This is a genomic window from Rothia sp. HMSC068E02 (assembly GCF_001813565.1).
Taxonomy (GTDB): Bacteria; Actinomycetota; Actinomycetes; order Actinomycetales; family Micrococcaceae; genus Rothia.
This window is the reverse complement of record NZ_KV812882.1, coordinates 210138-235656: the sequence shown is the minus strand read 5'-3', so window position 1 is coordinate 235656 and position 25519 is coordinate 210138. Positions and strand designations below refer to the sequence as shown.

The 25519-nt window shown below is 57.1% G+C and carries 30 protein-coding genes; 3 read left to right on the top strand and 27 right to left on the bottom strand.

Going from position 1 to position 25519, the window contains the following annotated elements; translation table 11 throughout:
• Positions 1-58 precede the first annotated feature (58 nt).
• Together HMPREF2919_RS02720 and glmS are read right to left on the bottom strand one after the other, a co-directional pair.
• Positions 59-499: a holo-ACP synthase gene (locus HMPREF2919_RS02720; protein ID WP_070666063.1), complete on the bottom strand. Its 441-nt coding sequence runs from the start codon at positions 497-499 to the stop codon at positions 59-61.
• A gap of 281 nt (positions 500-780) precedes the next feature.
• Complete coding sequence (gene glmS / locus HMPREF2919_RS02715; RefSeq protein WP_070666060.1) at positions 781-2664, bottom strand: glutamine--fructose-6-phosphate transaminase (isomerizing); 1884 nt, start codon at positions 2662-2664, stop codon at positions 781-783.
• A gap of 185 nt (positions 2665-2849) precedes the next feature.
• Here glmS and coaA point away from each other — a divergent pair, with 185 nt between their 5' ends.
• The 3 genes from coaA (at position 2850) to mscL (ending at position 5560) form a co-directional block, all read left to right on the top strand.
• Complete coding sequence (coaA, locus tag HMPREF2919_RS02710; RefSeq protein ID WP_070666057.1) at positions 2850-3806, top strand: type I pantothenate kinase; 957 nt, start codon at positions 2850-2852, stop codon at positions 3804-3806.
• 151 nt (positions 3807-3957) lie between these two features.
• Complete coding sequence (locus tag HMPREF2919_RS02705; protein ID WP_070666055.1) at positions 3958-4884, top strand: M15 family metallopeptidase; 927 nt, start codon at positions 3958-3960, stop codon at positions 4882-4884.
• A 292-nt stretch (positions 4885-5176) separates the two neighbouring features.
• A complete protein-coding gene (mscL, locus tag HMPREF2919_RS02700) occupies positions 5177-5560 on the top strand; it encodes a large conductance mechanosensitive channel protein MscL (protein WP_049349266.1) in 384 nt (127 codons plus the stop codon).
• Between the two features lie 172 nt (positions 5561-5732).
• On the opposite strand, the gene glmM is transcribed toward mscL, so the two are convergent.
• The 25 genes from glmM to HMPREF2919_RS02575 all read right to left on the bottom strand — a co-directional run bounded on the left by glmM (position 5733) and on the right by HMPREF2919_RS02575 (position 25024).
• Entirely contained in the window at positions 5733-7091 is a 1359-nt protein-coding gene (gene glmM / locus HMPREF2919_RS02695) for a phosphoglucosamine mutase (RefSeq protein ID WP_049349264.1), read from the bottom strand.
• A 243-nt stretch (positions 7092-7334) separates the two neighbouring features.
• Entirely contained in the window at positions 7335-8402 is a 1068-nt protein-coding gene (ppk2, locus tag HMPREF2919_RS02690; RefSeq protein WP_049346444.1) for a polyphosphate kinase 2, read from the bottom strand.
• Positions 8403-8582: 180 nt separating this feature from the next.
• Positions 8583-9074 (bottom strand): 30S ribosomal protein S9, encoded by a 492-nt coding sequence (gene rpsI, locus HMPREF2919_RS02685; RefSeq protein WP_005505036.1) that lies wholly within the window; start codon positions 9072-9074, stop codon positions 8583-8585.
• Positions 9075-9106: 32 nt separating this feature from the next.
• The gene (gene rplM / locus HMPREF2919_RS02680) at positions 9107-9550 is read right to left on the bottom strand and encodes a 50S ribosomal protein L13 (protein WP_005505035.1); all 444 of its coding nucleotides are present in this window, start codon (positions 9548-9550) and stop codon (positions 9107-9109) included.
• 365 nt (positions 9551-9915) lie between these two features.
• Entirely contained in the window at positions 9916-10881 is a 966-nt protein-coding gene (truA, locus tag HMPREF2919_RS02675; protein WP_049346446.1) for a tRNA pseudouridine(38-40) synthase TruA, read from the bottom strand.
• Positions 10882-11055: 174 nt separating this feature from the next.
• Positions 11056-11709 carry a 50S ribosomal protein L17 gene (rplQ, locus tag HMPREF2919_RS02670; RefSeq protein WP_005505032.1) on the bottom strand — a complete coding sequence of 218 codons (654 nt, stop codon included), beginning with the start codon at positions 11707-11709 and terminating at the stop codon, positions 11056-11058.
• A 105-nt stretch (positions 11710-11814) separates the two neighbouring features.
• Positions 11815-12807, bottom strand: a complete 993-nt coding sequence (locus tag HMPREF2919_RS02665) for a DNA-directed RNA polymerase subunit alpha (protein ID WP_005505031.1) — start codon at positions 12805-12807, stop codon at positions 11815-11817.
• Positions 12808-12946: 139 nt separating this feature from the next.
• Entirely contained in the window at positions 12947-13354 is a 408-nt protein-coding gene (gene rpsK, locus HMPREF2919_RS02660) for a 30S ribosomal protein S11 (protein WP_005505028.1), read from the bottom strand.
• Positions 13355-13422: 68 nt separating this feature from the next.
• Positions 13423-13791, bottom strand: a complete 369-nt coding sequence (gene rpsM / locus HMPREF2919_RS02655; RefSeq protein WP_005505026.1) for a 30S ribosomal protein S13 — start codon at positions 13789-13791, stop codon at positions 13423-13425.
• 179 nt (positions 13792-13970) lie between these two features.
• Positions 13971-14084 carry a 50S ribosomal protein L36 gene (rpmJ, locus tag HMPREF2919_RS02650; protein WP_004005257.1) on the bottom strand — a complete coding sequence of 38 codons (114 nt, stop codon included), beginning with the start codon at positions 14082-14084 and terminating at the stop codon, positions 13971-13973.
• A 124-nt stretch (positions 14085-14208) separates the two neighbouring features.
• Positions 14209-14430: a translation initiation factor IF-1 gene (gene infA / locus HMPREF2919_RS02645; protein ID WP_005505018.1), complete on the bottom strand. Its 222-nt coding sequence runs from the start codon at positions 14428-14430 to the stop codon at positions 14209-14211.
• Between the two features lie 286 nt (positions 14431-14716).
• Positions 14717-15931 carry a dual-specificity RNA methyltransferase RlmN gene (gene rlmN / locus HMPREF2919_RS02640; RefSeq protein WP_044150213.1) on the bottom strand — a complete coding sequence of 405 codons (1215 nt, stop codon included), beginning with the start codon at positions 15929-15931 and terminating at the stop codon, positions 14717-14719.
• A 124-nt stretch (positions 15932-16055) separates the two neighbouring features.
• A complete protein-coding gene (gene map / locus HMPREF2919_RS02635; protein WP_049341779.1) occupies positions 16056-16895 on the bottom strand; it encodes a type I methionyl aminopeptidase in 840 nt (279 codons plus the stop codon).
• A 119-nt stretch (positions 16896-17014) separates the two neighbouring features.
• Positions 17015-17578: an adenylate kinase gene (locus HMPREF2919_RS02630; protein ID WP_005505015.1), complete on the bottom strand. Its 564-nt coding sequence runs from the start codon at positions 17576-17578 to the stop codon at positions 17015-17017.
• The gene (gene secY, locus HMPREF2919_RS02625; protein WP_012903060.1) at positions 17575-18882 is read right to left on the bottom strand and encodes a preprotein translocase subunit SecY; all 1308 of its coding nucleotides are present in this window, start codon (positions 18880-18882) and stop codon (positions 17575-17577) included. The genes HMPREF2919_RS02630 and secY overlap by 4 nt, the downstream gene beginning before the upstream one ends.
• A gap of 280 nt (positions 18883-19162) precedes the next feature.
• On the bottom strand, positions 19163-19609 hold the full coding sequence (gene rplO, locus HMPREF2919_RS02620) for a 50S ribosomal protein L15 (protein ID WP_005505008.1): 447 nt from the start codon (positions 19607-19609) through the stop codon (positions 19163-19165).
• 2 nt (positions 19610-19611) lie between these two features.
• The gene (gene rpmD, locus HMPREF2919_RS02615) at positions 19612-19818 is read right to left on the bottom strand and encodes a 50S ribosomal protein L30 (RefSeq protein ID WP_004005265.1); all 207 of its coding nucleotides are present in this window, start codon (positions 19816-19818) and stop codon (positions 19612-19614) included.
• Positions 19819-19820: 2 nt separating this feature from the next.
• Complete coding sequence (rpsE, locus tag HMPREF2919_RS02610; RefSeq protein ID WP_070666050.1) at positions 19821-20495, bottom strand: 30S ribosomal protein S5; 675 nt, start codon at positions 20493-20495, stop codon at positions 19821-19823.
• The gene (gene rplR / locus HMPREF2919_RS02605) at positions 20495-20854 is read right to left on the bottom strand and encodes a 50S ribosomal protein L18 (RefSeq protein WP_005505006.1); all 360 of its coding nucleotides are present in this window, start codon (positions 20852-20854) and stop codon (positions 20495-20497) included. The genes rpsE and rplR overlap by 1 nt, the downstream gene beginning before the upstream one ends.
• 2 nt (positions 20855-20856) lie before the next feature.
• Complete coding sequence (rplF, locus tag HMPREF2919_RS02600; RefSeq protein WP_005505004.1) at positions 20857-21393, bottom strand: 50S ribosomal protein L6; 537 nt, start codon at positions 21391-21393, stop codon at positions 20857-20859.
• A 27-nt stretch (positions 21394-21420) separates the two neighbouring features.
• A complete protein-coding gene (gene rpsH / locus HMPREF2919_RS02595) occupies positions 21421-21819 on the bottom strand; it encodes a 30S ribosomal protein S8 (protein ID WP_005505003.1) in 399 nt (132 codons plus the stop codon).
• 73 nt (positions 21820-21892) lie between these two features.
• Positions 21893-22453, bottom strand: coding sequence for a 50S ribosomal protein L5 (gene rplE / locus HMPREF2919_RS02590; RefSeq protein ID WP_005505001.1), 561 nt, complete (start codon positions 22451-22453; stop codon positions 21893-21895).
• Positions 22453-22788 carry a 50S ribosomal protein L24 gene (rplX, locus tag HMPREF2919_RS02585; RefSeq protein WP_005504988.1) on the bottom strand — a complete coding sequence of 112 codons (336 nt, stop codon included), beginning with the start codon at positions 22786-22788 and terminating at the stop codon, positions 22453-22455. The genes rplE and rplX overlap by 1 nt, the downstream gene beginning before the upstream one ends.
• Before the next feature lie 3 nt (positions 22789-22791).
• On the bottom strand, positions 22792-23163 hold the full coding sequence (rplN, locus tag HMPREF2919_RS02580) for a 50S ribosomal protein L14 (protein ID WP_005504986.1): 372 nt from the start codon (positions 23161-23163) through the stop codon (positions 22792-22794).
• 670 nt (positions 23164-23833) lie between these two features.
• Positions 23834-25024 carry a YncE family protein gene (locus tag HMPREF2919_RS02575; RefSeq protein ID WP_012903056.1) on the bottom strand — a complete coding sequence of 397 codons (1191 nt, stop codon included), beginning with the start codon at positions 25022-25024 and terminating at the stop codon, positions 23834-23836.
• Positions 25025-25519: the final 495 nt, after the last annotated feature.

Genomic DNA, 25519 nt, shown 5'->3' with positions numbered 1-25519 from the left:
TGGGTGGCACCGTGCGGGCCTTAGGGGTCACCTGGTGTGGTGTTGGTGTGGCTCTGCGTTAGTCCTCGTCAGTGTCGTCACCGGCGATAACGCTGAGTCGGTAGCTTTCGGGGTTGAACTTTTGCAGGTGCGCCAGTTCTGCGTCGCTGAGGTATTCGGCGGTTGCGATGGCGATGGCCATGGGTTCGTCGTGGGTCAGCGAGAGGTGGATGCGGTTGATACCGAGTTCTTTGGCTCGGCGGGCGATGGTGCCCTGAATGATGAGGTAGGGCTGGCCGCTTTCGGCGGTGGCTACTTCGCAGTCTTGCCAGTTGAGTCCTGCGGGTGCTCCGAGTACTTTTGCGACGGCTTCTTTGGCGGCAAATCGTACGGCTTGGGAGCGCACGTTTCGGGTGCGTTCGTTGGGGGTAAAGACACGGCGGACGAAGGCGGGTGTTTCGGTCACGATTCGTTCGAATCGTTCGATGTTGACGGTATCTACGCCGATTCCCATGATCATGAGCTTCACCTTCTGCGGTAGGGTGGTGGCCGCGTCCTGTTTGCGGTTTCTCTTGTTTTAAGTCTAGCGAGATTCGTTTCTTTTCGGTGGTTTACCGTCAAATATGACGCCTTGATGCTGTCTGTTTCACATCCTGTATTCTCGTTGGGTTTCTCGCTTTCGTACGGCGCCGCGGGTAAGCGTGGTTAAACGACAAGGGCGGTGGTCGAGTTCTCTAAGAACTCAACCACCGCCCTTTCGTGATCGCTGAGGCGATTTCCGAGGAGGTTACTTCAGAAGGATTACTCCACGGTCACGGACTTTGCGAGGTTACGCGGCTGGTCAACGTCCAGGCCCTTAGCTTCTGCCAGTGCGCATGCGAAGATCTGCAGGGGCACGGTTGCCAGCAGGGGCTGCAGCAGCGAGGGGCATGCCGGGACGGTGATGAGGCGGTCTGCGTAGGGCTTGACTGCCTCGTCGCCTTCCTCGGCGATGACGATGGTGAAGGCGCCGCGTGCGCGCACTTCCTGGATGTTGGAGACGACCTTGCCGTGCAGGGAGTCGCGACCGTTTGCGGAGGGAACCACTACGATGACCGGCTGGCCTTCATCGATCAGTGCGATGGGGCCGTGCTTGAGCTCGCCTGCTGCGAAGCCTTCAGCGTGGATGTAGGTGATTTCCTTGAGCTTGAGCGCGCCTTCCATTGCGACGGGGAAGCCCACGTGGCGGCCGAGGAAGATCACAGAGGAGGCATCCTTCATTTCGACGCCCAGTTCCTTGACCTGGGTGTCGTTGTCGATGACCTTCTGGATCTTTGCGGGCATGTTCTGCAGCTCGGCGAGGATCGATGCGATTTCGTCCTTGTACTTGTTGCCGCGCAGCTGTGCCAGGTACAGGCCGAGCAGGTATGCTGCGGTGATCTGTGCCAGGAATGCCTTGGTGGATGCCACTGCGATTTCGGGGCCTGCGTGGGTGTACAGCGCAGCGTCGGATTCGCGGGGCAGAGTCGAGCCGTGGGTGTTGCAGATGGAGATAACCTTTGCGCCCTGTTCGCGTGCGTGGCGCACTGCCATCAGGGTGTCCATGGTTTCGCCGGACTGCGAGAGTGCCACGATGAGGGTCTTCTCGTTCACGATGGGGTCGCGGTAGCGGAACTCGTGTGCGAGCTCAACCTCGGTGGGGATGCGGCACCAGTGCTCGATGGCGTAGCGTGCCACCTGGCCTGCGTATGCTGCGGTACCACATGCGACGACGATAATCTTGTCGATGGTGCGCAGCACCGAGTCGTCAATATTCAGTTCGTCGAGGGTCAGGTTGCCGTTCTCGTCGAGGCGGCCCATGAGGGTCTGCTCGACAGCTGCGGGCTGCTCGTGGATTTCCTTCTCCATGAAGGAGTTGTAGCCGCCCTTTTCGGCTGCTGCTGCGTCCCATTCGATGTGGAAGGGCTTGCCCTCTGCGGGGTTGCCTTCGAAGTCGATGATGGAGTAGTCGGTGCCGGTGATGGTCACGATCTGATCCTGACCCATTTCGACGGCTTCCTTGGTGTGATCAATGAACGCGGAGACGTCCGAGCCGAGGAAGTTCTCGTTCTCGCCCAGGCCGATGACCAGCGGGGAGTTGCGGCGGGTTGCCACAACGCGGTCCGGGTGGTCGGCGTGGATAGCCAGGATGGTGAAGGCACCTTCCAGGCGGTTGGACGCGATGCGTACTGCCTCGGTGAGGTCACCGGTACCGAGCTTGTTGTAGATGCTTGCGATGGTCGCTGCAGCTACCTCGGTGTCGGTCTGAGATGCGAACTCTACGCCTTCGGCGAGCAGTTCAGCGCGCAGTTCTGCGAAGTTTTCGATAATACCGTTGTGAACGACGGCGAGGCGGCCGTTGTCGACAACGTGGGGGTGAGCGTTGTTGTCAGTGGGTCCACCGTGGGTTGCCCAACGGGTGTGACCAATACCAATCTGAGAGTCCGGCAGGGGGTGTTCCTTGACCTCGTTCTCAAGGTTCAGGAGCTTGCCTGCCTTCTTACGGAATACGATGCCGTCGGGGCTTACAACTGCCACGCCAGCAGAGTCATAGCCGCGGTATTCCTGGCGGCGCAGACCTTCGAGGACCACATCGTATGCGTTGTGGTCAAACTTGTTACCGTCCGGAGCAGTGTCCAGACCTACATATCCTACGATTCCACACATGCTATAAGTTTATCCCACAAGTATCCGAATATGCGCACGGTGAAATACAGTTATGCGTCACGTTTAATGTGGCTTTTCCTGCATTTTTAGGTTTTTATCCTTTTTACCCGCATTGTTATTTCTTCTCTAGCCGCGCTAAGGGTAGGTATTTTCCCCGGGGGCTGAAAGTTCGTACACTTAGATAAATGAGCACCGCACCGTATTTTTCTGGCGATGACCGCTTCATGCATCTTGACCGTTCCCGCTGGTCGCACCTAGCCGATGAGATTTCTGTCCCCCTCAGTGCTGAGGAAATTGAGTCTCTCCGAGGCCTGGGTGAAACTGTCGACCTTGAAGAGGTGCAGCGTATTTATCTGCCGGTTTCTCGTCTTCTTAATCTGTATGTAACTGCCGCATCCTCACTGAACCATATGACGAATGATTTTCTGCATGTGTCTCAGCGCCGCGTCCCGTTCATTATTGGTGTGGCGGGTTCTGTTGCCGTGGGTAAGTCGACGACGGCGCGTATTTTGCAGGCTCTTTTGAGCCGTTGGCCGTCCACTCCGAAAGTTCAGTTGGTGACTACGGATGGTTTCTTGTACCCGAATGCGGAGCTTCAGCGTCGCGGCGTTATGCACCGTAAGGGTTTCCCGGAGTCTTATGATCGCCGTGCCCTGTTGAATTTTGTGTCGCAGGTGAAGTCCGGTGCCGAGCGTGTGGTGGCGCCGAAGTATTCACATCTGTATTACGACATCATGCCGGATGAGCATATTGAGGTCACCGCACCGGATGTTCTGATTCTTGAGGGGTTGAATGTTTTGGCACCTTCTCAGGCTGAGGGCCCGGAGACTTCTGATCTGACGCTGAGCGATTTCTTTGATTTCTCTATTTATGTGGATGCCCGCACTGAGGATATTGAGCGCTGGTATGTGAATCGTTTCTTGACTCTGCGTTCTTCGGCTTTTGCGAACCCGGAGTCGTATTTCAAGCGTTATGCGGAGCTAAGCGATGAGCAGGCGGTTGAGGTGGCGACCGGCATTTGGAAGAGCGTGAATGAGCCGAATCTGTTGCAGAATATTTTGCCGACTCGTGCTCGTGCGCATTTGATTCTTCAGAAGGGTGCCGAGCATACCGTGGAGCAGGTTCTTCTGCGTAAGAATTAGAGGTTCTTTAGGTTTTTAGTGTTCGCGTGCGGCTTTTAGCCGGTATTGTGGTGCATTCTAGTAGAAGGCGCCGGAGGCTCCACTCCCTCGCGGGGTAGGTTTAGGCTTCCGGCGCTTTTTGTTTGCATCTACGCCATGATGAGGAGTTATTGTGTTGTCTCTGCACCGTACGTCTACCGCTCAGGAGTCTCTTAATGGTTCTGCGGTAAACCGCCGCACCCTCTTGGGTGCCGCTTTGGGGGTTGGCGGTACCGCACTATTGGCGGCTTGTGGTTCGCAGGGTGGCTCGCAGGGTCAGGGTGCCGCCTCGTCATCTTCTGCAGCGAGCGCTTCTGCCTCTGAGTCTGCGACGGCTTCGGCGGCTTCTTCTAGTGTCTCTTCCACTGCGGCAGCCTCTTCTGCCGCGCCCTCCCCTGTTGCTTCTGCAACCGGTGCTTCTGCCAGCGCTTCGACTTCTGCGAGCGCGTCTTCTACCCCGTTGGCTCTTGCTCAGCCTAGTGTTGAGTCTCAGCCGGACTCGTTGCGTTGCCTCGTAAATAAGATGCGCCCCTTTGAGCAACAGGACTGGGAGCCGAGTGACCTGGTGGAGTTCTACGGTCATCAATTGCGTGCTGAGGCGGCTAAGGCGGCGGACACGATGATTGATGCGGCGGCGACCGACGGCGTGACTCTGCTTGTTTCTAGCGCGTATCGTTCGTATGCGGTGCAGCAGCAGACCTATCAGTATTGGGTTTCGGTGAACGGTCAGCAGGTAGCGGACCAGTTGTCTGCGCGTCCCGGCTATTCGGAGCATCAGACGGGTTTGGCGATTGATTTTGCCTCTCCTGAAGGTTGCCGCTTGGAGGAGTGTTACCGCGATACGCTGGCTGGTCAGTGGTTGGCGAAGAATGCTCCGCGTTACGGATATATTTTGCGTTTCCCTGATGGTCGTCAGTCGGTGACCGGTTATCGTTTTGAGCCGTGGCATTACCGTTATGTGGGTGTGCAGATTGCTCAGGAGTATGTGTCTTCGGGTGCGAAGACTTTTGAGGAGTTTATCGGTACGGGTGCGGCACCCGATTATGCAAGTGCGAGCTAGGCTCTGGGCTAAGCTTTCAGCTTTGCCAGGTGCGCTAAGCGGTGATGTGTGTCGTATTTCTAGGTTTCGTACCGGGAATAAATAGGCACAGTAGATGCATATTTTTTCGCGTACACGCCGCGTAAATCCGCGATTTTTCGCAGGTTTCAGAGATTTTTACTCACCTTTATATGACCTAGACCTTAAGTATTGGGTACCACAGAACCACTGTGAAGAAAAACACATGCTTTACAGTGAAAATTTTCTCAGAATATGGCATTTTGAACACCTAAAAGGCGCTATTCTATATCTCATGCTTAAGGGTTTTAAAGATTTTCTGATCCGCGGTAACGTCATCGACCTCGCAGTTGGTCTGATTATGGGTACCGCCTTCACCGCTGTGGTGACCTCGCTTGTCCAGGCCGTCCTGATGCCCGCTATCTCGATGCTGGTTAAGTCCCCCAACTTCGATGAGTTCCTGGTCTTCGGCCAGATCAAGGTTGGCGTGTTCCTGACCGCTGTTGTCAACTTCATCCTGATTGCAGTTGCTGTGTACTTCGCAGTTGTTGTCCCCACTCAGAAGCTGACTGAAATCGCACTGGCTAAGAAGAAGGCTGAAGACGAGGCTGCTGAAGAAGAGGAAGAGACCGAGATTGCCCTCCTGAAGGAGATCCGCGACGCTCTGGCAAAGAAGTAATTTCTCTGCTCTCTAACACTAACTTTCGAACCCCCGTATCCCTGTGGATACGGGGGTTTTCCGTATCCACATCCCCTACGACCACCCAAGATAACGAAGAAGGGCTGGGAAGGTAACACCTTCCCAGCCCTTCTCTATCCTCCACTGCGGTCTTCACACCGGAAGAATACGTTTAGAGTGCCAATTCCTTAGCCACAACGTCAGCCAGCTGCTGAGCAACCTCATCAGCCTGCTCCTGGGTTGCAGCCTCAACCATCACGCGGACCAGAGGCTCAGTGCCGGATGCACGCAGCAACACACGGCCGCTCTCACCCAGTACTCCTTCAGCCTCGCTCACAGCGGTAGCGAGCGCCTCGTTGGTCTTGACCGCCGCACGGTCAACGCCCTTGACATTGATTAGGCGCTGCGGGGTGGGCTGCATGCGGGATGCCAGCTCCGAGAGGGTCTGACCGCTACGTGCCACCTCTGCAGCCAGCTGGATGCCGGTCAGAACGCCGTCACCGGTGGTTGCGTAGTCGCTCATGATAACGTGGCCGGACTGCTCGCCACCGAGGTTGTAGCCGTGCTCGCGCATAGACTCGAGGACGTAGCGGTCGCCCACAGCGGTGCGGCCGAGGGTAATGCCGTGCTCGCGCAGGTACAGCTCCAGGCCCAGGCTGCTCATTACGGTTGCGACGAGGGTGTCCTTTGCGAGCTTGCCTTCGCGCTTAGCGGCAACAGCCAGGATAGCCATAATCTGGTCACCGTCTACCAGATTGCCCTTTTCGTCAACTGCCTGGCAACGGTCCGAGTCGCCGTCGTGGGCGATGCCGAGGTCCGCGCCGTGCTCAACGACTGCTGCCTGCAGCTTCTCGGGGTGGGTGGACCCCACGCCGTCGTTGATGTTGGTGCCGTTGGGCTCTACAGCCAGTGCGACAACCTCTGCACCCAACGCTTCGAAAGCTGCGGGAGATGCTGCGTATGCCGCACCGTTTGCGCAGTCCAGAACAATCTTCTTGCCTGCGAGGGGCTTGCCTTCAGGCAGGGTGGAGACCAGGTGCTTCACGTAAGCCTCGGTACCGTTCTCCAGGGGCTTGACGGTACCCACAGCACCACCGGTCGGGTAGCGGAAGGACTTCTCACGGTAAACGCGCTCAATGGCGTCCTCAACGGAGTCTTCCAGCTTCTGGCCGCCTCGGGCCAGGAACTTAATACCGTTGTCCGCTGCCGGGTTGTGCGATGCAGAAATCATCACGCCGAAGTCAGCACCGGTGTGTGCCACCAGGTAAGCTGCTGCGGGGGTGGGGACAATGCCGGCGTCCAGCACGTCAACACCTGCGCTAGCGAAGCCAGCCTTCATCGCAGAAACAATAAAGTCTGCAGAGGATCGGGAGTCATTTGCAATCACGGCACGGGGGCGTATGCCCTCTTCTACCGTGTCAAAGCCCAGCACAATAGAAGCCGCCTGTGCGAGCTCCATAGCCAGAGCGGGAGTAATTACATCGTTTGCCAGACCGCGTACGCCGTCGGTTCCAAAAAGTCGTTCAGTCACCCTTTTATTTTACGTTGTGCGTAACTCTGCTTAGGCGCATACACCGTAAATTCTTCATAATCAGAAAGTGATTTTCAGCGGCTATATATCTGCTTCATAGCTAATATTTCTGCAGACGCGCAAAGGTGCCTGCTCTCCGTTCCCGGGGTTGGGAAAAGAGAGACAGGCACCTTCATAATGCAAGCTATTTGGCGGCTCTATCGCCGTAGGGTTGAGTTTTTATTCTCCCCTATTTATCCACGCTTACTTGACGACGGGGAAGCCGTCGGGGGAGTCACCGGACTCGTCCTCGAAGACGTGTGATGCGGAGCGAACGATCAGCGAGTCGAGCTCGCCCACGACTGCCTCGTCCTTGGAGGGGTAGTCGAACTGGGAGAGCACGTAACGCATTGCTTCCAGACGTGCGCGCTTCTTGTCGTTGGACTTGATAACGGTCCAGGGGGCGTCACCGGTGTGGGTGTAGAAGAACATTGCTTCCTTTGCCGCGGTGTAGTCGTCCCACTTGTCCAGAGATGCCAGGTCGGTGGGGGAAAGCTTCCACTGGCGGACCGGGTCGGTACGGCGGGAGGTGAAGCGTGCGAGCTGCTCTTCGCGGGTGACGGAGAACCAGAACTTGATGATATGGATACCGGAGTTCACCAGCATGCGCTCCAGGTCCGGAACTTCGCGCATGAACTCGAAGTACTGTGCCTGGGTGCAGTAGCCCATAACGCGCTCAACGCCGGCACGGTTGTACCAGGAGCGGTCCATCAGGACGATTTCGCCGCCGGAGGGCAGGTGCTTGATGTAGCGCTGGAAGTACCACTGGGTCTGCTCGATGTCGGTCGGCTTCTCCAGTGCCACAACGCGAGCGCCACGGGGGTTCAGGTGCTCGGTGAAGCGCTTGATGGAGCCGCCCTTACCTGCTGCGTCACGGCCTTCGAAGATGATGAGAATCTTCTGACCGGTGGACTTAGCCCAGAGCTGCAGCTTCAGCAGCTCAATCTGCAGGGCGCGCTTTTCCTTCTCGTATGCCTTACGGCTGAGCTTGGTGTCGTAGGGGTAACCCTTCTTCCATGCCTGCGAGGTTTCGTCGTCCTTCTTGTCCTTGCCGAGGGCGCGGGTGAGGGAAGCCATTTCGTCCAGCTCTGCCGAGTAGTCTTCAACGACGGAGGTACGGCGTGCCTGGGGCTTCAGGGCTTCCTTGATGGCTTGTTTCTTCTCAGAACCGGTGTGTGCGTGTGCGCCTCCAGCGGCGTGCTGGTGGGCTTCAGTCTGAGGAGCCTCCACTGCCTTCTCTTCGGGCTGGGTGGAGGGATTCTGCTCTGCCATGAGTACTCTTTTCTTCCTGTCTGCTTTGACTCTTTAACTCTACCGGTGTGCTCTTCGATGAACAAACGTAACAGTTATATGCACCCTATAACCTTGTAACGCTCACGGTGAGTAGATACGCAAAACGCCCCGACTCTCCCGAAGGAGAAGCGGGGCGTAACGCTTCGTGAAAACCAGCGATTAACGCTTGGAGAACTGCGAAGCCTTGCGTGCCTTCTTAAGACCAGCCTTCTTACGCTCGATGACGCGTGCGTCACGGGTCAGGTAACCAGCCTTCTTCAGTGCGGGGCGGTTGTTCTCGCGGTCAATCTCGTTCAGTGCACGAGCGATACCCAGGCGCAGAGCACCTGCCTGACCGGAGGGGCCACCACCGTTGATGCGTGCGATGACGTCGTATGCACCCTCGAGCTCCAGGAGCTTGAAGGGCTGGTTGACGTCCTGCTGGTGCAGCTTGTTGGGGAAGTAGTCTTCCAGGCTACGACCGTTGATGGTCCAGTTACCGGAACCGGGCACAACGCGAACGCGTGCCACTGCTTCCTTGCGGCGACCAACTGCTGCGCCTGCAACGGTCAGTGCCGGACGTGCTGCCTTAGCCGCTGCGGGGGCAGCGGACTCCGAGGTGTAGCTGGTCAGCTCTTCCTCGACTACGATCTGCTCTTCGTTCTGAGCCACGATTTCTCCTATTGTTTCTTCGTAGGCCCGAATTACTGGGCGACCTGGTTGAATTCGTAGGTCTTGGGCTGCTGTGCCGCGTGCGGGTGCTCGGGGCCAGCGTAGACCTTCAGCTTCTTGAGCTGCTGTGCAGCAAGCTTGTTCTTGGGCAGCATGCCCTTAACAGCCTTCTCAACCGCGCGAACGGGGTTGGTCTCAAGCAGCTCTGCGTAGTTCACGGACTTCAGACCGCCGGGGTAACCCGAGTGGCGGTATGCACGCTTCTGCTCGAGCTTTGCACCGGTCAGGGCGACCTTCTCAGCGTTCACGATGATAACGAAGTCACCGGTGTCAACGTGGGGAGCAAAAGTCGGCTTGTGCTTACCGCGCAGCAGGATAGCGGTCTGGCTTGCGAGGCGGCCGAGAACAACGTCGGTGGCGTCAATGACGTGCCACTGGCGCTCGACTTCGCCGGGCTTGGGAGTATAAGTGCGCAAAATATTGGCCTTTGTCTCGAAATGTACATACGGCGCTTAGTTGGGTATCGCGCCTTTTACTTACGTGCATGACGAACACCCGGGTGAGGACCGAGCTGCCGCCCGTTCTGCCCGTACTCTATACCGCCTTAACGTCCTGCAACTAGACAGCGATTTAGAGCGCGCTCGGGTAGAACACGCACAACATATCAAGACTATACAGGACGTCGAGTGCTTAATCCACCGCCAAAGCCTTAAAAATAGGGCTTTTTTTGCCTTAAACACATTTTAAATTCCATCCGTGTAATTCACCTGAGGTAGTTGCGCTCCCCCGCGACGCTTCACGGTGCATGAGCAACGTGACGGGGCTCAATATATACAGGGCGTTAAGCGCTCTGTACTTCGTGGTCCTCACGCTTTGCTCGAGCACGTTCCGCCTGCTCTCCATACAACTCCGGGGCAGGGTAGTAAATCTCAGCTAGTGCCAGAGCATGGGGAGGCGCCAGAGTCAGCGAAGCCTCGCGTCCCGGGTTCTCGATCCGCTCACGCAACCAGGCGGCGTCACGTTTACCCGTGCCGTAGAGTACCAGCGCACCCACAAGTGAACGCACCATGTGATGACAGAAGGCATCAGCCACCACACGCACCTCAATAAGGCCACTTTCAGTACGAGTGAAGCTAAGCTCTCGCAGCTCACGAATCGTGGTCGCTCCTTCACGCGGCTTGCAGAAGGAGAGAAAATCACGCAGGCCGAGTAGCTGCTGGGCCGACTGGTTAAGATCAGCACAATCCAGGTGCTCAGGTACCGCCCAGGTGTAGGTACGGTGCAGAGGGTTAAGACCGTCCGCCGCGCCATCTGCAACGCGATATACGTAGCGGCGACCGGTAGCCGAGAAGCGTGCATCAAATTCAAAAGAAACTTCGCTCACGCGGTGAATCTGAATAGCACCCTGCAGAATACCGCGAACGTTCTTCGGCAAATTCAACTGCTCTTCCGCATCGTAGAGGCAGCGTTGCAGGGCACCGGTGAGGCGGCGTCCCAGGGCAGCCGTCGGATCGTCCTCCCCCGTTCGGCCTTGCAGGCGAGTCCAGTCCTCATCACTCAGATCGCAGTGCAAGGTTTGGGCTTCTGCGTGGACTCCCGCATCCGTTCGACCCGCAACCACCACACGGTGAGGCGCCCGCAGAATCAGCTCGAGGGCGTTCTCGATAACTCCCTGCACGGTGACCAGGTTCGGCTGGGCTGCCCACCCGCTGAAAAGAGAACCGTCGTAAGCACAATCAATTCGCACGCGGTGCGTAGCGGTGAAGGGCTGCTCTTCGTAATTCTCTAAAGAAGTAGCGTTATGCATTGGTGTGCCTTTCAGCGGTAAAGGACGATTGAAGACTACGGGCCGGCTCTTGGATAGCGAATGCGCAAAGAACCGTCTCCTCGTTAAGTATGCAGATACACCAATCCGCCGCCCACAGCAGTGGACGGCGGATTGACATATTTTAGGCTTAGCCTAAATCAGCTGGGATCCGTATTACTCGGAAACCTTCTGTGCTGCTGCGCCACCTGCGGGGGCGTAACCTGCAGCCTCTGCCGACTCAGCGGAGTCGAACCAGATTTCAGCCTTGGTGCTGGAGTACCAGCGGGAACCGGGCACGTGGTACTTCATGGAATCGGCGTTACCCTTAACCTCGAAGCCCTCGGGAGCCTCGCCGGACTCCAGGGGTGCGTGGGAACCTGCGGGCAGGCCCTCAGCTGCTTCAGCCTTGGGAGCCTCAGCTGCCTTCTCAGCAACCTTGGTTGCCTCAGCAACTGCACCCTTGGTTGCAACGGGCTCCATGACGAGCTCGATGACTGCCATGGGAGCGTTGTCACCCTTACGGTTACCGATCTTGATGATGCGGGTGTAACCACCGGGGCGCTCTGCCATTGCCGGAGCAATAACGGTGAAGAGCTCGTGCACGACGGACTTGTCGGTGATGGAACGCAGCACGCGACGGCGAGCAGCCAGGTCGCCCTTCTTACCGAAGGTGATGAAGCGCTCTGCCACCGGACGCAGGCGCTTTGCCTTGGTCAGGGTGGTGGTGATGCGCTTGTGCTGGAACAGCTGCGCCGACAGGTTGTTGAGCATGTGGCGCTCGTGGGTCGGGGAACCGCCGAGGCGGGGACCCTTAGTGGGAGTAGGCATAGTTAAATCTCCATAGTTGCGTTCCCTAACGCCCCAGCAGCGGAGCCTCTTAGGGAATCAAGTTTGACTGATCCCGGTGGAACCGGGTGAACTATTCGGTCGAAATTATTCGCCGGAACCGTCTTCGTCATCAAGCGGGCGTGCAGCAGGCTCGAAACCGGGAGGGGAGTCCTTCAAAGCCAGGCCGAGCTCGATGAGCTTTGCCTTGACCTCGTCAATGGACTTAGCACCGAAGTTACGGATATCCATCAGGTCAGCTTCACTGCGGGTCACGAGCTCACCCACGGTGTGGATGCCCTCGCGCTTGAGGCAGTTGTAGGAGCGGACGGACATGTTCAGGTCCTCGATCGGCAGTGCCAAATCAGCGGCCATGGACTCGTCGGCGGGCGACGGGCCAACTTCGATACCCTCAGCTGCAATGTTCAGCTCACGTGCAAGGCCGAAGAGCTCGACCAGGGTGCTGCCTGCAGAAGCAACGGCGTCACGCGGTGCGATGGCTTCCTTGGTTTCGACGTCCAGGGTCAGGCTGTCGAAGTCGGTGCGCTGCTCAACACGGGTCGCGTTCACGCTGAAGGTAACCTTCAGAACCGGGGAGTAGATGGAGTCAACCGGGATACGGCCAATCTCGCCATCGCCGACCTTGTTCTGAGCTGCAGTCACGTAGCCGCGACCGCGCTCGATAACCAGCTCAGCGTTGAAGTTTGCCGAGGCGTTCAGGGTTGCCAGGTGCAGTTCCGGGTTGTGGATCTCCACGCCAGCGGGAACCTCGATGTCGCCTGCGGTCAGTTCACCTTCGCCCTGCTTGCGCAGGTAGGCCACGACGGGCTCGTCGTTCTCAGAAGAGATGGAGAGCTTCTTGATGTTCAAGATGATCTCAGTGACGTCCTCGGTCACGCCGGGAACGGTGCTGAACTCGTGCAGTACGCCATCAATGCGGACGCTGGTAACAGCGGCGCCGGGGATGGAGGACAGCAGAGTACGGCGGAGGGAGTTACCCATGGTGTAGCCGAAACCGGGCTCCAGAGGCTCGATGGTGAAGCGCGAGCGGTTGGGCGCTACGACCTCTTCAGTCAGAGTGGGGCGCTGTGCAATAAGCACTTTGTTTCCTTTCGGTGAGCTCCGCTATATGAGCCCACAGGTTGGGGAAAACATATCTTAGGAAGCAGACGGGTGTCTGTACTCTCCGGGTACAGCTCCGTGCGGAGTGTACCCGTCGAGGGATTAGGTCGAGACCTAATTAGACGCGGCGGCGCTTCGGGGGACGGCAACCGTTGTGTGCAACGGGGGTAACGTCCTGGATCGAACCGACCTCGAGGCCTGCAGCCTGCAGGGAGCGGATTGCGGTTTCGCGACCGGAACCGGGGCCCTTGACGAACACGTCAACCTTGCGGACGCCGTGCTCCTTGGCGCGGTTTGCAGCAGCCTCAGCAGCCAGCTGTGCGGCGTAGGGGGTGGACTTACGGGAGCCCTTGAAGCCCATGTCGCCAGCGGAGGACCAGGAGATCACTGCACCGGTGGGATCGGTGATGGAGACGATGGTGTTGTTGAAGGTCGACTTGATGTGAGCCTGACCAGCAACGATGTTCTTGCTAACCTTGCGGCGGTTGGTCTTACGAGCTGCCGCAGCGCGAGTCTTGGGAGGCATTTTTGATTCTCCTACAAAGGTTTTCTAATACGTTGGTCGGATAGAGATATCCAACAGAGCAACGTTGCTTACTTCTTCTTACCTGCGACGGTACGCTTCGGGCCCTTGCGGGTACGTGCGTTAGTCTTGGTGCGCTGACCGTGAACCGGCAGGCCGCGGCGGTGGCGCAGGCCCTGGTAGGAACCGATTTCAACCTTACGGCGGATGTCAGCTGCAACCTCGCGGCGAAGATCACCTTCAACCTTGTAGTTGCCTTCGATGAAGTCACGAAGTGCCACGAGCTCCTGGTCAGTCAGGTCCTTGACGCGGGTGTCAGGGTTGACGCCGGTAGCAGCGAGGGTTTCGTGTGCACGGGTCTTGCCCACGCCGTAGATGTAAGTGAGAGCAACTTCCACGCGCTTTTCGCGGGGAATATCAACTCCAGCGAGACGTGCCATACTGGCTTCTCCTTGTTGTTTTCCAGAGGTCTATAGCATCACTGCCCGGGTTGTTCTGACCCGGTCCCCGGCCTCTGAGTCCGGAGGTATCCGAAGTCGCCTCGTGGGCGTTGCTTCGGAGCGGTGCCTATGACAATTCCGCCCCCTGTTGGGGCGGTTATGAAGTCAGCTGCTAGGGATTAGCCCTGGCGCTGCTTGTGGCGCGGGTTTTCGCAGATCACCATGACCACACCGTGACGGCGGATCACCTTGCACTTATCGCAGATCGGCTTAACGCTCGGCTTGACCTTCATCGCATTCCTTTTGATTGCAACTTGATTACTGGCGAGATAAGAGGTTCCCTCACTTACGTTGGGGAACTGCGTTATCCCTTTGAACACGATTTAAACGCCGCCAGGGGCGACGTTTATCTCGGGTTTACTTGTAACGGTAGACGATACGACCTCGGGAAAGGTCGTAGGGGCTCAGTTCCACTACTACTCGGTCCTCAGGCAGGATGCGAATGTAGTGCTGACGCATCTTGCCCGAGATGTGTGCGAGAACCTTGTGGCCGTTATCCAGCTCAACACGGAACATCGCGTTGGGCAGAGCTTCAACCACAGAGCCTTCAATCTCGATGACGCCGTCTTTCTTAGCCATATCCTCCGCTAACGTCGGTGCCCGTCGCAGGTGCGGCGGGCAATTGTATCTTCTGTTTGTGAGCTCACCTCGGTGAGGCGATAGGGCGTTTTAAGGCGCACTTAACACTGGCACAAACAACCAACTGTTAACTCTACGGCAAAGGCCGTGGAAAAACAACCGTGATTTTTATGACATCAGGCACTTAATGTTTAAAAGGAAGAAGCCCCTCCCCCACGTTCCTGAAAGTCTTATTGACTTCCCTCCGCAGGAAAGGGGCACCGTTCACCGGTCACAGCTCAACTGCTTAGTCTTCCTTAGCGGCAAGCTGACCGCATGCTCCATCAATATCGGAACCGCGAGTATCACGAATAGTCGTCGGAATACCGTGGGCACGCAGACGCTCCACAAAGTTCTGCTCAACGCCCTTACGGGATGCCGTCCACTTCGAACCCGGGGTCGGGTTCAGCGGAATCGGGTTCACGTGCACCCAACCACGGCCGCGCTGCGCCAGCTTCTTACCGAGCAGATCCGCACGCCAGCCCTGATCGTTAATATCGCGAATCAGCGCGTACTCAATGGAGACGCGGCGGCCGGTCGTACGGTAGTAGTCGTACGCAGCGTCCAGAGTCTCGTCGACCTTCCAGCGCTGGTTAATCGGGATCAGCTCATCACGCAGCTCATCATCCGGAGCGTGCAGAGACAGCGCCAAAGTAATGGGCAGCTTCTCCAGCTCAAACTTACGAATACCCGGCACCAGGCCCACGGTCGACATGGTCAGACCGCGAGCAGAAATACCGAGGCCCTCGGGCGAAGGGTCAATCAGGCGGTGCACAGCACCCATGGTTGCCTTGTAGTTAGCAAGCGCCTCGCCCATACCCATGAAGACAATATTGGAAACACGCAGCGGACGAGTATCCTCAGAACCGCCTTCTGCTTCTTCCAGGCCCTTCATCTGCTTCAGGTAGCGGGCACCGGCAACGACCTGCTCCACAATTTCCGCGGTGGACAGGTTGCGAGTCAAACCCTGCTGACCGGTCGCACAGAAGGGGCAGTTCATACCGCAGCCAGCCTGCGAAGAGATGCACATGGTCACGCGGTTGTCATAACGCATGATGACAGACTCAATGAGCGCACCATCAAAGAGGCGGTGCACAACCTTCAGGGTGTCGCCACCGTCAGCCTCGAGGGTACGGACCGGGGTCAGAAGCTGAGGCATCGCCTGTGCAACCATCTGCTCGCGGTCCTTAGCCGGCAGGTCAGTCATCTCAGCGGGGTCAGTGACCAGACGCTCAAAATAGTGCTTGGACAGCTGGGATGCACGGAACGACTGGTAGCCAAGTTCCTTCAGAAATTCACGGCGGCCAGCCATGTCGAAGTCAGCGATATGCTTGGGCGGCTTCGCACGGCGCGGTGCTTTCAGGGCAATCTGGCCGGGTGCGGGGCGAACGTTCGAGATTTCAACCGGCACCTTGGTCGCAGCGGGTGCGGTTGCCTCGCCGCTATTGAGAGTTTCGCTCATGGAGCTTCTTCCTTGTGATGTGGATGCTTTCGGATGCGCTATCACGCACCGGACCGGATTCGCCGGTTTCTTCGGGTGGAGGTGGGGCAGCTAAAGGTGGATACCCCTCCCCTAGTGGTGGGACTTAGGCGGGGATCGGAACCGGGGTTACGCCAAAGCGAGCAAGTTCGCTTGCACCACCGTCTTCTGCAGTCAGGACCCAGATACCTTCGCTATGCACAGCAACGGAGTGCTCCCACTGGCAGGCATCGGAGCCGTCAACGGTTACAACGGTCCAGTCGTCGGAGAGCACCTTGGTCTCGATGGAACCAGTCACAAGCATCGGCTCAATAGCGAAAGCCATGCCGGGCTTGATCTTCGGCCCCATGTCACGCACTGCGTAGTTCAGTACGTCCGGTGCCATATGCATCTGGGAACCGATGCCGTGGCCCACGTAGTCTTCAATAATGCCGTACTTATCGCCGTATTCTTCGGTCACATATGCTTCGATGGCAAGGCCGATTTCGCCGACCTTCTTTGCGGTTGCCAGAGCGGCGATGCCGTGCCACATTGCCTCGCGAGTGACGGCGGAGAGCTCTGCGCGTGCTTCGCTCACATTGTCACCGACCAGCACAGTACGTGCCGAGTCGCCGTGCCACTGGCGGTTGGTTGCGGGGTCGATAACGTATGCGCCACCGTCGATAGAAAGGATGTCGCCGTCCTTGAGCACGTAGTCGCCGGGGATGCCGTGAACGACCTCATGGTTGACGGAGGTGCATACGGTTGCCGGGTAGTCGTAGTAGCCGTAGAAGTTGGAGGTGCCACCCAGTTCCAGCATGGTGCGTTCAAAAGCGGCGTTCACCTCTGCGGTGGTTGCGCCGGGGCGAGCTGCCGCCACTGCCGCATCGAGCGCGCGGCTGGTGATGACTCCTGCACGAGCCATCTGCTGAAGCTGTGCATTGGTTTTAATTTCGACTCGTGCCATTCTGGCTCCTTAGGTATAGGGGCGGTGCGCCCAAGCTTAGAACTCTACAGACAGCACTGTACCCCCGCAAGTCTTTGTGATGCATCATGCACCTCAAATTGCGGGGGTACAGCAGAAGATTACTTCAGAGCGTCGAGGATGCGCTCGGTGACTTCAGCAATCTCGCCGAGGCCGTTAACTTCCTTGACGATGCCGCGTTCGCGGTAGATTGCGATCAGCGGTGCGGTCTCTTCTTCGTAGACCTTCAGGCGGTGACGAATGACCTCTTCGTTGTCATCGGTACGACCCTGCTCTGCTGCGCGGTTGAGCAGACGCTCAACGAGTTCGTCGTTGTCTGCAACCAGCAGGAGAACTCGATCGATCTTCTCACCCTTGGCTTCGAGGATGGAGTCTAGCTCGTGCACCTGGGAGGTGTTGCGGGGGTAGCCGTCGAGCAGGAAGCCGTTGACGACGTCGCTTTCCTCCAGACGTGCGCGCACCATGTTGTTGGTGACAGAGTCGGGAACCAGGTTGCCGGAGTCGATGTACGACTTCGCTTCCTTGCCCAGCTCGGTCTCTTCCTTGATGTTCTTACGGAAGATATCACCGGTGGAAATCGCGGGAATCTTCAGCGCTTCAGCGATCTTGACGGCCTGGGTGCCCTTACCTGCACCGGGAGGGCCGACGATGAGCAGACGGTTCATCGGAGCAGTCCTTCGTAGTTTCGTTGTTGGAGCTGAGCGTTGATCTGCTTGAGAGTATCAAGACCAACACCCACCACGATCAGCAGCGAGGCGCCGCCGAACGGGAAATTCTGGTTTGCGTTGAATAGGATAAGCGCTACCAGGGGAATCATGGAAATTACACCCAGGTAAAGTGCGCCAGGCAACGTAATTCGGTTGAGTACGTAGCTGAGGTAACGCGCGGTGGGCTTACCCGCACGGATGCCGGGAATGAAGCCACCGTACTTCTTCATATTGTCCGCTACTTCTACCGGGTCGAAGGTGACCGCCACGTAGAAGTACGCGAAGCCAATAATCATGAAGAAGTAGAGAGCAATGTACAGCGGGTGATCGCCGCGCACCAGGTATGCGTTAATCCAGTTGACCCAGTCCGGCGGGGTGGAGCCGTCGGTGGGGGTGTTGAACTGGGCAATCAGGCCGGGCAGGGTCAGCAGGGAGGACGCGAAGATCAGCGGGATCACGCCGGCCATGTTGACCTTCAGCGGGATGTAGGTGCTGGTGCCGCCAATGGTGCGTCGACCAATCATGCGCTTTGCATACTGCACGGGGATACGGCGAACGGACTGTTCCACGTAGACCACGGCAAGCATGACCAGCAGGCCAATACCGCAGACAGCCGCGAAGATACCCCAACCGTGGGTGCGCTGGATGGAGCCCAGAGCGCTCGGGAAGGAGGAAGCGATGGAGGTGAAGATCAGCAGGGACATACCGTTGCCGACGCCACGCTCGGTAATCTGCTCACCCATCCACATGATGACGGTGGTACCTGCACACAGGGTGACGATAATCAGCAGGATGTGCAGTACGTCGTCCTGGGGGATGATGCCCGGGCAGTTACCCAGCAGAACGCCAGAGCGTGCCATCGAGACGATGGTGGTTGCATTCAGCAGAGCAAGAGCGATGGTCAGGTAGCGGGTGTACTGGGTGAGCTTTGCCTGACCCTGCGCGCCCTCATCGTGCAGCTCCTGGAATCGCGGGATGACCACGCGTAGCAGCTGGATGATAATGGACGCGGTAATGTACGGCATCACGCCGAGGGCAAAGATCGAAAGCTGCAGCAGTGCGCCACCACTGAAGAGGTTGACGATATCGTAGACGCCACCGCTTGTAACATTGGCGTTCAGACACTGCTGTACATTTCCGTAGGAAACGCCTGGCGCGGGGATGAAAGTGCCCACGCGGTACAGCACAATCATTGCCAGGGTAAACAGCAGCTTACGCCGCAAATCGGCGGTCTTGACGACTCGCCCGAATGCGCTCAGCACATGTCCTCCTGTAAGTCTATGGGGCGCCCATCCCTCTCAAAGAGTTTTAGGGCGCAGTAAACACATCTTCCAGTCTATCGTGTTTGGAGCGGGTAACGATAACTCCCTAGCAGATTATGTAGCTTTTATATTCTCTTAGCGTGATTTTTGAACGCCAAATGTGGCGCACACCAAGCGTTCAAATATACGAATACAGGAATATATCCCGTTGTGAGTCTTTCCGAGCAGCAAAAAGCCCCCGCCGTACAGTGTACGGACGGGGGCTTTCTCGTCTTGAAGACTACTTAACGGTTACAGAACCGCCAGCGGCCTCGATCTTCTCAATAGCGGAAGCCGATGCCTTGTCAACAACAACGTTCACCTTGACGGAGATTTCGCCGTTGCCCAGAACCTTCACGAGCTCGTTCTTGCGAACGGCACCCTTAGCAACCAGTGCCTCGACGGTGACGTCGCCACCGTTGGGGAACAGTTCCTGGATGCGGTCCAGGTTAACAACCTGGTACTCGGTGCGGAAGGGGTTCTTGAAGCCGCGCAGCTTCGGCAGGCGCATGTGCAGCGGCAGCTGGCCGCCTTCGAAGCCTGCACGAACCTGGTAACGTGCCTTGGTACCCTTGGTACCGCGACCTGCGGTCTTACCCTTGGAGCCTTCACCGCGGCCAACGCGGGTCTTTGCCTTGTGGGCACCCGGTGCCGGGCGCAGATCGTGAATCTTGATAGCTTCTGCCATCTTTACTTGACCTCCTCAACCTTCACCAGGTGAGCAACGGTGTTAACCATGCCAACGGTGACGGGGTCAGCAGTGCGGACTACCTTGTTGCCGGGGCGCTTGAGGCCCAGGGAACGCAGGGTGTCGCGCATGTTCTGCTTCTGACCAACATAGGACTTGACCTGGGTGATTTCCAGCTTTGCGTCGCTGGGCTGAATACGCTTGGCCATTACTACGCACCTGCCTTTTCAGACTTGGTGTTGCGCAGGTAGCTGGGGATAACCTCATCGGTGGGCAGGCCACGGCGGGCTGCCACTGCCAGGGGCTCCTCGAGCTCCTTGAGTGCTGCAACAGTTGCGTGAACGATGTTGATCTGGTTGGAGGAACCGAGCGACTTGGACAGCACGTCGTGAATGCCTGCGCACTCGAGTACTGCACGCACGGGGCCACCTGCGATAACACCGGTACCAGCGGTTGCCGGGCGGAGCATCACAACGCCTGCAGCTGCCTCACCCTGCACACGGTGCGGGATGGTGCGGCCTTCGATGCGGGGAACGCGGAAGAAGTTCTTCTTTGCTTCCTCGACACCCTTGGAGATTGCTGCGGGAACTTCCTTAGCCTTACCGTAGCCAACGCCGACCAGGCCGTTACCGTCACCAACGACGACCAGTGCGGTGAAGCTGAAGCGACGACCACCCTTGACGACCTTGGAAACGCGGTTGATGGTCACAACGCGCTCGATGTACTTGTCCTTCTCCTCCTCGCGAGCGCGGTTGTTACGGCGCTCACCACGGCCACGACGCTCGCCGCGGTTGTTGCGGCGCTCCTCGCGCTGGTTGGAGTTCTCAGCGGTTTCAGCTACTACTGCTTCGCTCACCTGAGTTTCCTTTACGTTCTGCTCGCTCATTAGAGTGCAAGACCTCCCTCGCGTGCACCGTCAGCAACGGCTGCAACACGGCCGTGGTACTTGTTACCACCGCGGTCGAACACGACTGCCTCAACACCAGCTGCCTTGGCGCGCTCTGCTACGAGCTCACCAACGCGCTTTGCCTTAGCGGTCTTGTCCAGGTCAGCTGCACGCAGCTCTGCTTCCATGGTGGAAGCGGATGCCAGGGTTACGCCCTTGACATCGTCGATAACCTGAACGAACATGTGACGGGTCGAACGGGTGACGCACAGGCGCGGACGCGCAGCGGTACCCGAAACGTACTTGCGGATGCGAGCGTGACGACGTGCACGCTGCGCTGCCTTCGACTTGATAGCCATGTTTACTTACCAGCCTTTCCGACCTTGCGGCGGATGTGCTCACCTGCGTAGCGAACACCCTTACCCTTGTAGGGATCGGGCTTACGCAGACCACGAATGTTTGCTGCAACCTGACCAACGAGCTGCTTGTCGATACCCGACACGGTCAGCTTGTTAGCACCCTCCACTGCGAAGGTAATACCCTCGGGAGCGGTGATGTTGATCGGGTGGGAGTAGCCCAGAGCGAACTCCAGGTCGTTACCCTTCGGGGTCACACGGTAACCGGTACCAACGATTTCCAGCTTCTTTTCGTAGCCGGAGGTAACGCCGATAATCAGGTTCTGAATCAGGGTACGAGTCAGACCGTGCAGCGAGCGAGACAGGCGCTCGTCGTTCGGACGAGATACAACGATCTCGTTTTCGTTCAGAGCCACGGTGATGGGGGAAGCTACCTTGTGGGAGAGCTCGCCCTTCGGGCCCTTAACGGTAACCAGGTTGCCATCGACCTTAACCTCAACGCCGGCGGGAACCGAGATGGGGAGACGTCCAATACGTGACATTATTCTCTTCCTTTCTCTTCTAACCGACTACCAGATGTAAGCGATGACTTCGCCGCCCACGCCCTTCTTCGCAGCCTGCTTGTCAGTGAGCAGACCCGAAGAGGTGGACAGGATTGCGATGCCGAGGCCACCCAGAACCTGGGGCAGGTTGGTGGACTTTGCGTAGGTACGCAGGCCCGGCTTGGAAATACGACGCACGCCAGCGATGGAACGCTCGCGGGACGGACCGTACTTGAGGACGAGGGTCAGGGTCTTGCCGACCTTTGCATCCTCAACCTTCACGTCGGCGATGTAGCCCTCAGCCTTCAGGATCTCAGCAATGCGAGCCTTCAGCTTGGAGTAGGGCATGGATACGGTGTCGTGGTATGCGGAGTTTGCGTTACGCAAACGGGTCAGCATATCTGCGACCGGATCAGTCATAGTCATTGTGGGCTTTAGCCCTTCCTCGTTGTGGTTTCCCTACCCCGCGGTAACGGGGTCTGGACCTACAACGTAGTCGTTAGTTGGTCTTGAACGGGAAGCCCAGTGCCTTCAGGATTGCACGGCCTTCTTCGTCGGTCTTCGCGGAGGTCACCACGGTGATGTCCATACCACGCACGCGGTCGATCGAGTCCTGATCGATTTCGTGGAACATGGACTGCTCGGTCAGACCGAAGGTGTAGTTACCGTTACCGTCGAACTGGCGGTCCGAGAGGCCGCGGAAGTCGCGGATTCGGGGCAGTGCCAGGGTGACGAGGCGGTCCAGGAATTCCCACATGCGGTCGCCACGCAGGGTGACGTGTGCGCCGATGGGCATACCTTCGCGCAGCTTGAACTGTGCGATGGACTTCTTAGCGCGGGTAACAATCGGCTTCTGACCGGTGATTGCGGTGAGATCGCGGATTGCGCCGTCCATGAGCTTTGCGTCGCGAGCTGCCTCGCCAACACCCATGTTTACGACGACCTTAACGATCTTCGGGGTCTGCATGACGTTCTCGTACTTGAACTCTTCCTGCAGAGCGGGAACGACGACCTCAGCGTACTTGGTCTTGAAGCGGGGGGTGATCTTGGTTTCGGTCATTAGATGTCCTTACCCGAACGCTTAGCAACGCGCACGCGAACGGTGCGCTCCTTGCCGTCACGCTCTACAGTCTCGAGGCGGAAACCAACACGGGTCGGCTTCTTGGTCTCGGGGTCAACAATCGCAACGTTAGAAACGTGGATCGGTGCCTCAACCTTCTGAATGCCGCCTGCTGCGCCGGTCAGGGGGTTAGCCTTGGTGTGCTTGGTGACGACCTTGACGCCCTCAACAATCACACGGTTTTCCTTGGGGAGAACCTTCAGAACCTTGCCCTGCTTGCCCTTATCTGCACCGGAAATAACCTGAACCAGGTCGCCGGACTTGATCTTAGCCATGAATTAGAGCACCTCCGGAGCCAGCGAAACGATCTTCATGAACTTCTTGTCGCGAAGCTCACGACCCACGGGGCCGAAGATACGGGTACCACGGGGATCACCATCAGTGTTCTTCAGGATCACTGCGGAGTTCTCGTCGAACTTGATGTAGGAGCCGTCGGGACGACGGGTTTCCTTCTTGGTGCGGACGACGACTGCCTTAACAACGTCACCCTTCTTTACGGTACCGCCGGGGATTGCATCCTTGACGGTTGCGACAATGATGTCGCCGATGCCTGCGTAGCGACGCGAGGAACCACCGAGAACACGGATGGTCAGGATTTCCTTCGCACCAGTGTTGTCGGCGACCTTCAGTCGCGACTCCTGCTGAATCATATTTCTCCTGTCGTCTCGCCGGTTCCGACTCGCTTTAGGCGCGAGCCAGCCTTGCGGAACATTTTTACGGGATTGGTTGACGCCCCGGGCCCCAACTCTATGGAAGGGGTTAGCGGAAACGCCTGGGGCAAACCCATGCCAGAAGCATTTGGACCCGCGTGAAGCGGGCGTATCCCACCCGTAAATAGCGGCATTATGCACTGGCACGAGAAGCCCGTGGTTGTGCGGCTATTTGGATACAGCCACACAGTCTTAACACTGTACAGGAAGCAGGTATGTAGCGCAAGAGTTTGCCGACTATGATTTCAGTCTCCTCCACCCTATCTCTGGGGATAGCCGGGCTTAGAGAGCAAAAACCCCATACCCCACATCACCATCGATTGAGAAGGCCCCTTATTTGACACTTAAAGCAGGAGGCCCCTTCGTGTAGTTCCTGACGCATAAGAAACTGAAGGGGCCTCGAGAAATCTATCAAACAATGTGTCAAACAAAGAAGATAGATATTAATATTTTACTACGCTTTAATGTCCCTCCACGACAGACTTGCCGCAGTACTGGCAAGAGACCACCCCGGTCCTACTCCCCACCTCTCAGACATACGCACAGTGCTAGAGCGCGGCACGCACTACGTTGATATATCAGCTGCTCTCAGTCGCTCTTCACTCATCAGCTAGGGCATATATACTTTCGCGATACCGTCACGAACGATAGGGCGAGGAGGTTCTCCCGGTCGAGTCTCTTCTGCAGCCTCATAGTATTCGCCAGAGTTTGCATCCAGCACGTAGGGAACCTCAGCTGCGGGGTAGTCTCCTGCTTTATCGACAGCAATAACACTCCCGTCCTTCAACAGGACCTGGTGGTTAATGCGGGTGGGAGCCACCTGCACGGTGTCAATAATGGCTCGATTGAGCGTATTAATGACGGTAACAGTTCCGCCACCAGCAACTGCCGCCTCCCCCTTGCCACCGAAATCAGCAACATAGAGCAGGTGACGTTCTGCATCGAGCAAGATATCGGTGGGCATCTTTCCGAACGGAAGATAAGCGAGGTGCTCACCCTCAAAGCTCAGAACATACAGACCGCCATTCTTACCCTCGCGCCCTTGCGCAGAGACATATAGTTCACCGCGCGTCGAATCAATCTCCACACCGTGAACACCGACTGGAGTATTGGCGTCTTCCCCGCCAATTACGGGCAGCTTGCGTGCAAGCTCCCAGGTATTCATATCCACAACCCAGATTTCATCTCGCATAATATTCGGGATGTACAGGAGGCTACGGCTTTCGTCCGCTACGGGTCCTAGTAGCATGGCAGGGCCTTCCCCTTGAAGGGGGCTAACCCTACGTTCCCCCTCTGCGGTGGGTGCAGAAATCACCTGGTAGCCGCCCATTCCGGTAACGAGTACGGCACCGTTGGGTGCGACGTATAGCTCACGCGGAGTCAGCATCTCTACTTCTAGAACGAGAGAATCCCATACGCGCGATAGGTCCTTTTGGGAGTATGCGGTAACCGAGTTTGTGCGGGTTCCTCCGGTCCAGAGAAGCCCCCGTTCATTGTCTGCGGCTAACCCATAGGCAGCTTGAACCTGGAAGAGGTTTGCTAGTTCGGGGTTATTTTCCGGGATAACGGGCAGAGTAGCCGTCTGCTCAATCTGCAGGGTATCCGCGTTTATGCGAGCAATTGTGGCGCAGAGAGTGCCGTGGGTCTTTGTGTGGTTATAGCTTCCACTTACAAAAAGAACGTTCTCTTCAGGGTTGTATGCCACTTGATACTGGCCAGCAAGTCCCGCGGAACGATCCACGGAAAAACGCTTAGCATCCGGCACGTTCTTCTGCTCTTCTCCTGCGACAGGGGGAACCATAAGTATCTCCAGAGTTGTGTAGTTTGGAGGCTAGCTCACCTTATATTTTGCGGGCTTAGCATCCGGAGCTTTCTGCTGTATATCTTACGCTTTGCCCACCATTTTGAGGCTTTTCTAGTGCAGTCCATGCACTACGAAATTCATCCTCAAGAGGTCCTATATTGGCATCCGGAGCTGTTCTCCCCTCCGGCTCTGAGCGGGGCAAATTTACCCCATGAAAGCTTTACAATCTAAACATAATTAGCATAAAAGACATATATCTAGAACTATCGGCATCTTCTAGAACTAAAAGACTTATATCGAGTCGACCAGAGCCATAGATTTTGTAATATTTCTTCACCTCTGACCCCCTCAAAACAGCGTTCTGAAAAAATCTGCTTAAAAATTTAGAAATTAAGGGTTGTTTTTTCAAAAATCAAGTTTTTTAGCAAAAATCGCGATTCAAGGTGCGAAAATCAGCGAGATGTACCATAATAGAAGAGACGCATGCGTCAA

Bases quoted from the DNA above. Each gene is read 5' to 3' on its own strand.
- coaA (WP_070666057.1), top strand. From the start codon at position 2,850: ATGAGCACCGCACCGTATTTTTCTGGCGATGACCGCTTCATGCATCTT.
- rpsK (WP_005505028.1), bottom strand. From the start codon at position 13,354: ATGCCTCCCAAGACTCGCGCTGCGGCAGCTCGTAAGACCAACCGCCGC.
- rplO (WP_005505008.1), bottom strand. From the start codon at position 19,609: ATGGCAGAAGCTATCAAGATTCACGATCTGCGCCCGGCACCGGGTGCC.
- ppk2 (WP_049346444.1), bottom strand. From the start codon at position 8,402: ATGGCAGAGCAGAATCCCTCCACCCAGCCCGAAGAGAAGGCAGTGGAG.
- infA (WP_005505018.1), bottom strand. From the start codon at position 14,430: ATGGCTAAGAAAGACGGCGTCATCGAGATTGAAGGCTCTGTGGTTGAA.
- rpmJ (WP_004005257.1), bottom strand. From the start codon at position 14,084: ATGAAGGTCAAGCCGAGCGTTAAGCCGATCTGCGATAAGTGCAAGGTG.
- truA (WP_049346446.1), bottom strand. From the start codon at position 10,881: ATGCATAACGCTACTTCTTTAGAGAATTACGAAGAGCAGCCCTTCACC.
- mscL (WP_049349266.1), top strand. From the start codon at position 5,177: ATGCTTAAGGGTTTTAAAGATTTTCTGATCCGCGGTAACGTCATCGAC.
- map (WP_049341779.1), bottom strand. From the start codon at position 16,895: ATGGCACGAGTCGAAATTAAAACCAATGCACAGCTTCAGCAGATGGCT.
- rpsE (WP_070666050.1), bottom strand. From the start codon at position 20,495: ATGAGCGAGCAGAACGTAAAGGAAACTCAGGTGAGCGAAGCAGTAGTA.
- rplR (WP_005505006.1), bottom strand. From the start codon at position 20,854: ATGGCTATCAAGTCGAAGGCAGCGCAGCGTGCACGTCGTCACGCTCGC.
- glmS (WP_070666060.1), bottom strand. From the start codon at position 2,664: ATGTGTGGAATCGTAGGATATGTAGGTCTGGACACTGCTCCGGACGGT.
- HMPREF2919_RS02720 (WP_070666063.1), bottom strand. From the start codon at position 499: ATGATCATGGGAATCGGCGTAGATACCGTCAACATCGAACGATTCGAA.
- rlmN (WP_044150213.1), bottom strand. From the start codon at position 15,931: ATGAGCGAAACTCTCAATAGCGGCGAGGCAACCGCACCCGCTGCGACC.
- rplF (WP_005505004.1), bottom strand. From the start codon at position 21,393: ATGTCACGTATTGGACGTCTCCCCATCTCGGTTCCCGCCGGCGTTGAG.
- rpsH (WP_005505003.1), bottom strand. From the start codon at position 21,819: ATGACTATGACTGATCCGGTCGCAGATATGCTGACCCGTTTGCGTAAC.
- rpsM (WP_005505026.1), bottom strand. From the start codon at position 13,791: ATGGCACGTCTCGCTGGAGTTGATATTCCCCGCGAAAAGCGCGTGGAA.
- rplX (WP_005504988.1), bottom strand. From the start codon at position 22,788: ATGGCTAAGATCAAGTCCGGCGACCTGGTTCAGGTTATTTCCGGTGCA.
- rplN (WP_005504986.1), bottom strand. From the start codon at position 23,163: ATGATTCAGCAGGAGTCGCGACTGAAGGTCGCCGACAACACTGGTGCG.
- HMPREF2919_RS02630 (WP_005505015.1), bottom strand. From the start codon at position 17,578: ATGAACCGTCTGCTCATCGTCGGCCCTCCCGGTGCAGGTAAGGGCACC.
- rplE (WP_005505001.1), bottom strand. From the start codon at position 22,453: ATGACCGAAACCAAGATCACCCCCCGCTTCAAGACCAAGTACGCTGAG.
- rpmD (WP_004005265.1), bottom strand. From the start codon at position 19,818: ATGGCCAAGCGTATTCAGCCCAGCGACGCAAAGCTGGAAATCACCCAG.
- rplQ (WP_005505032.1), bottom strand. From the start codon at position 11,709: ATGCCTACTCCCACTAAGGGTCCCCGCCTCGGCGGTTCCCCGACCCAC.
- HMPREF2919_RS02575 (WP_012903056.1), bottom strand. From the start codon at position 25,024: ATGGTTCCCCCTGTCGCAGGAGAAGAGCAGAAGAACGTGCCGGATGCT.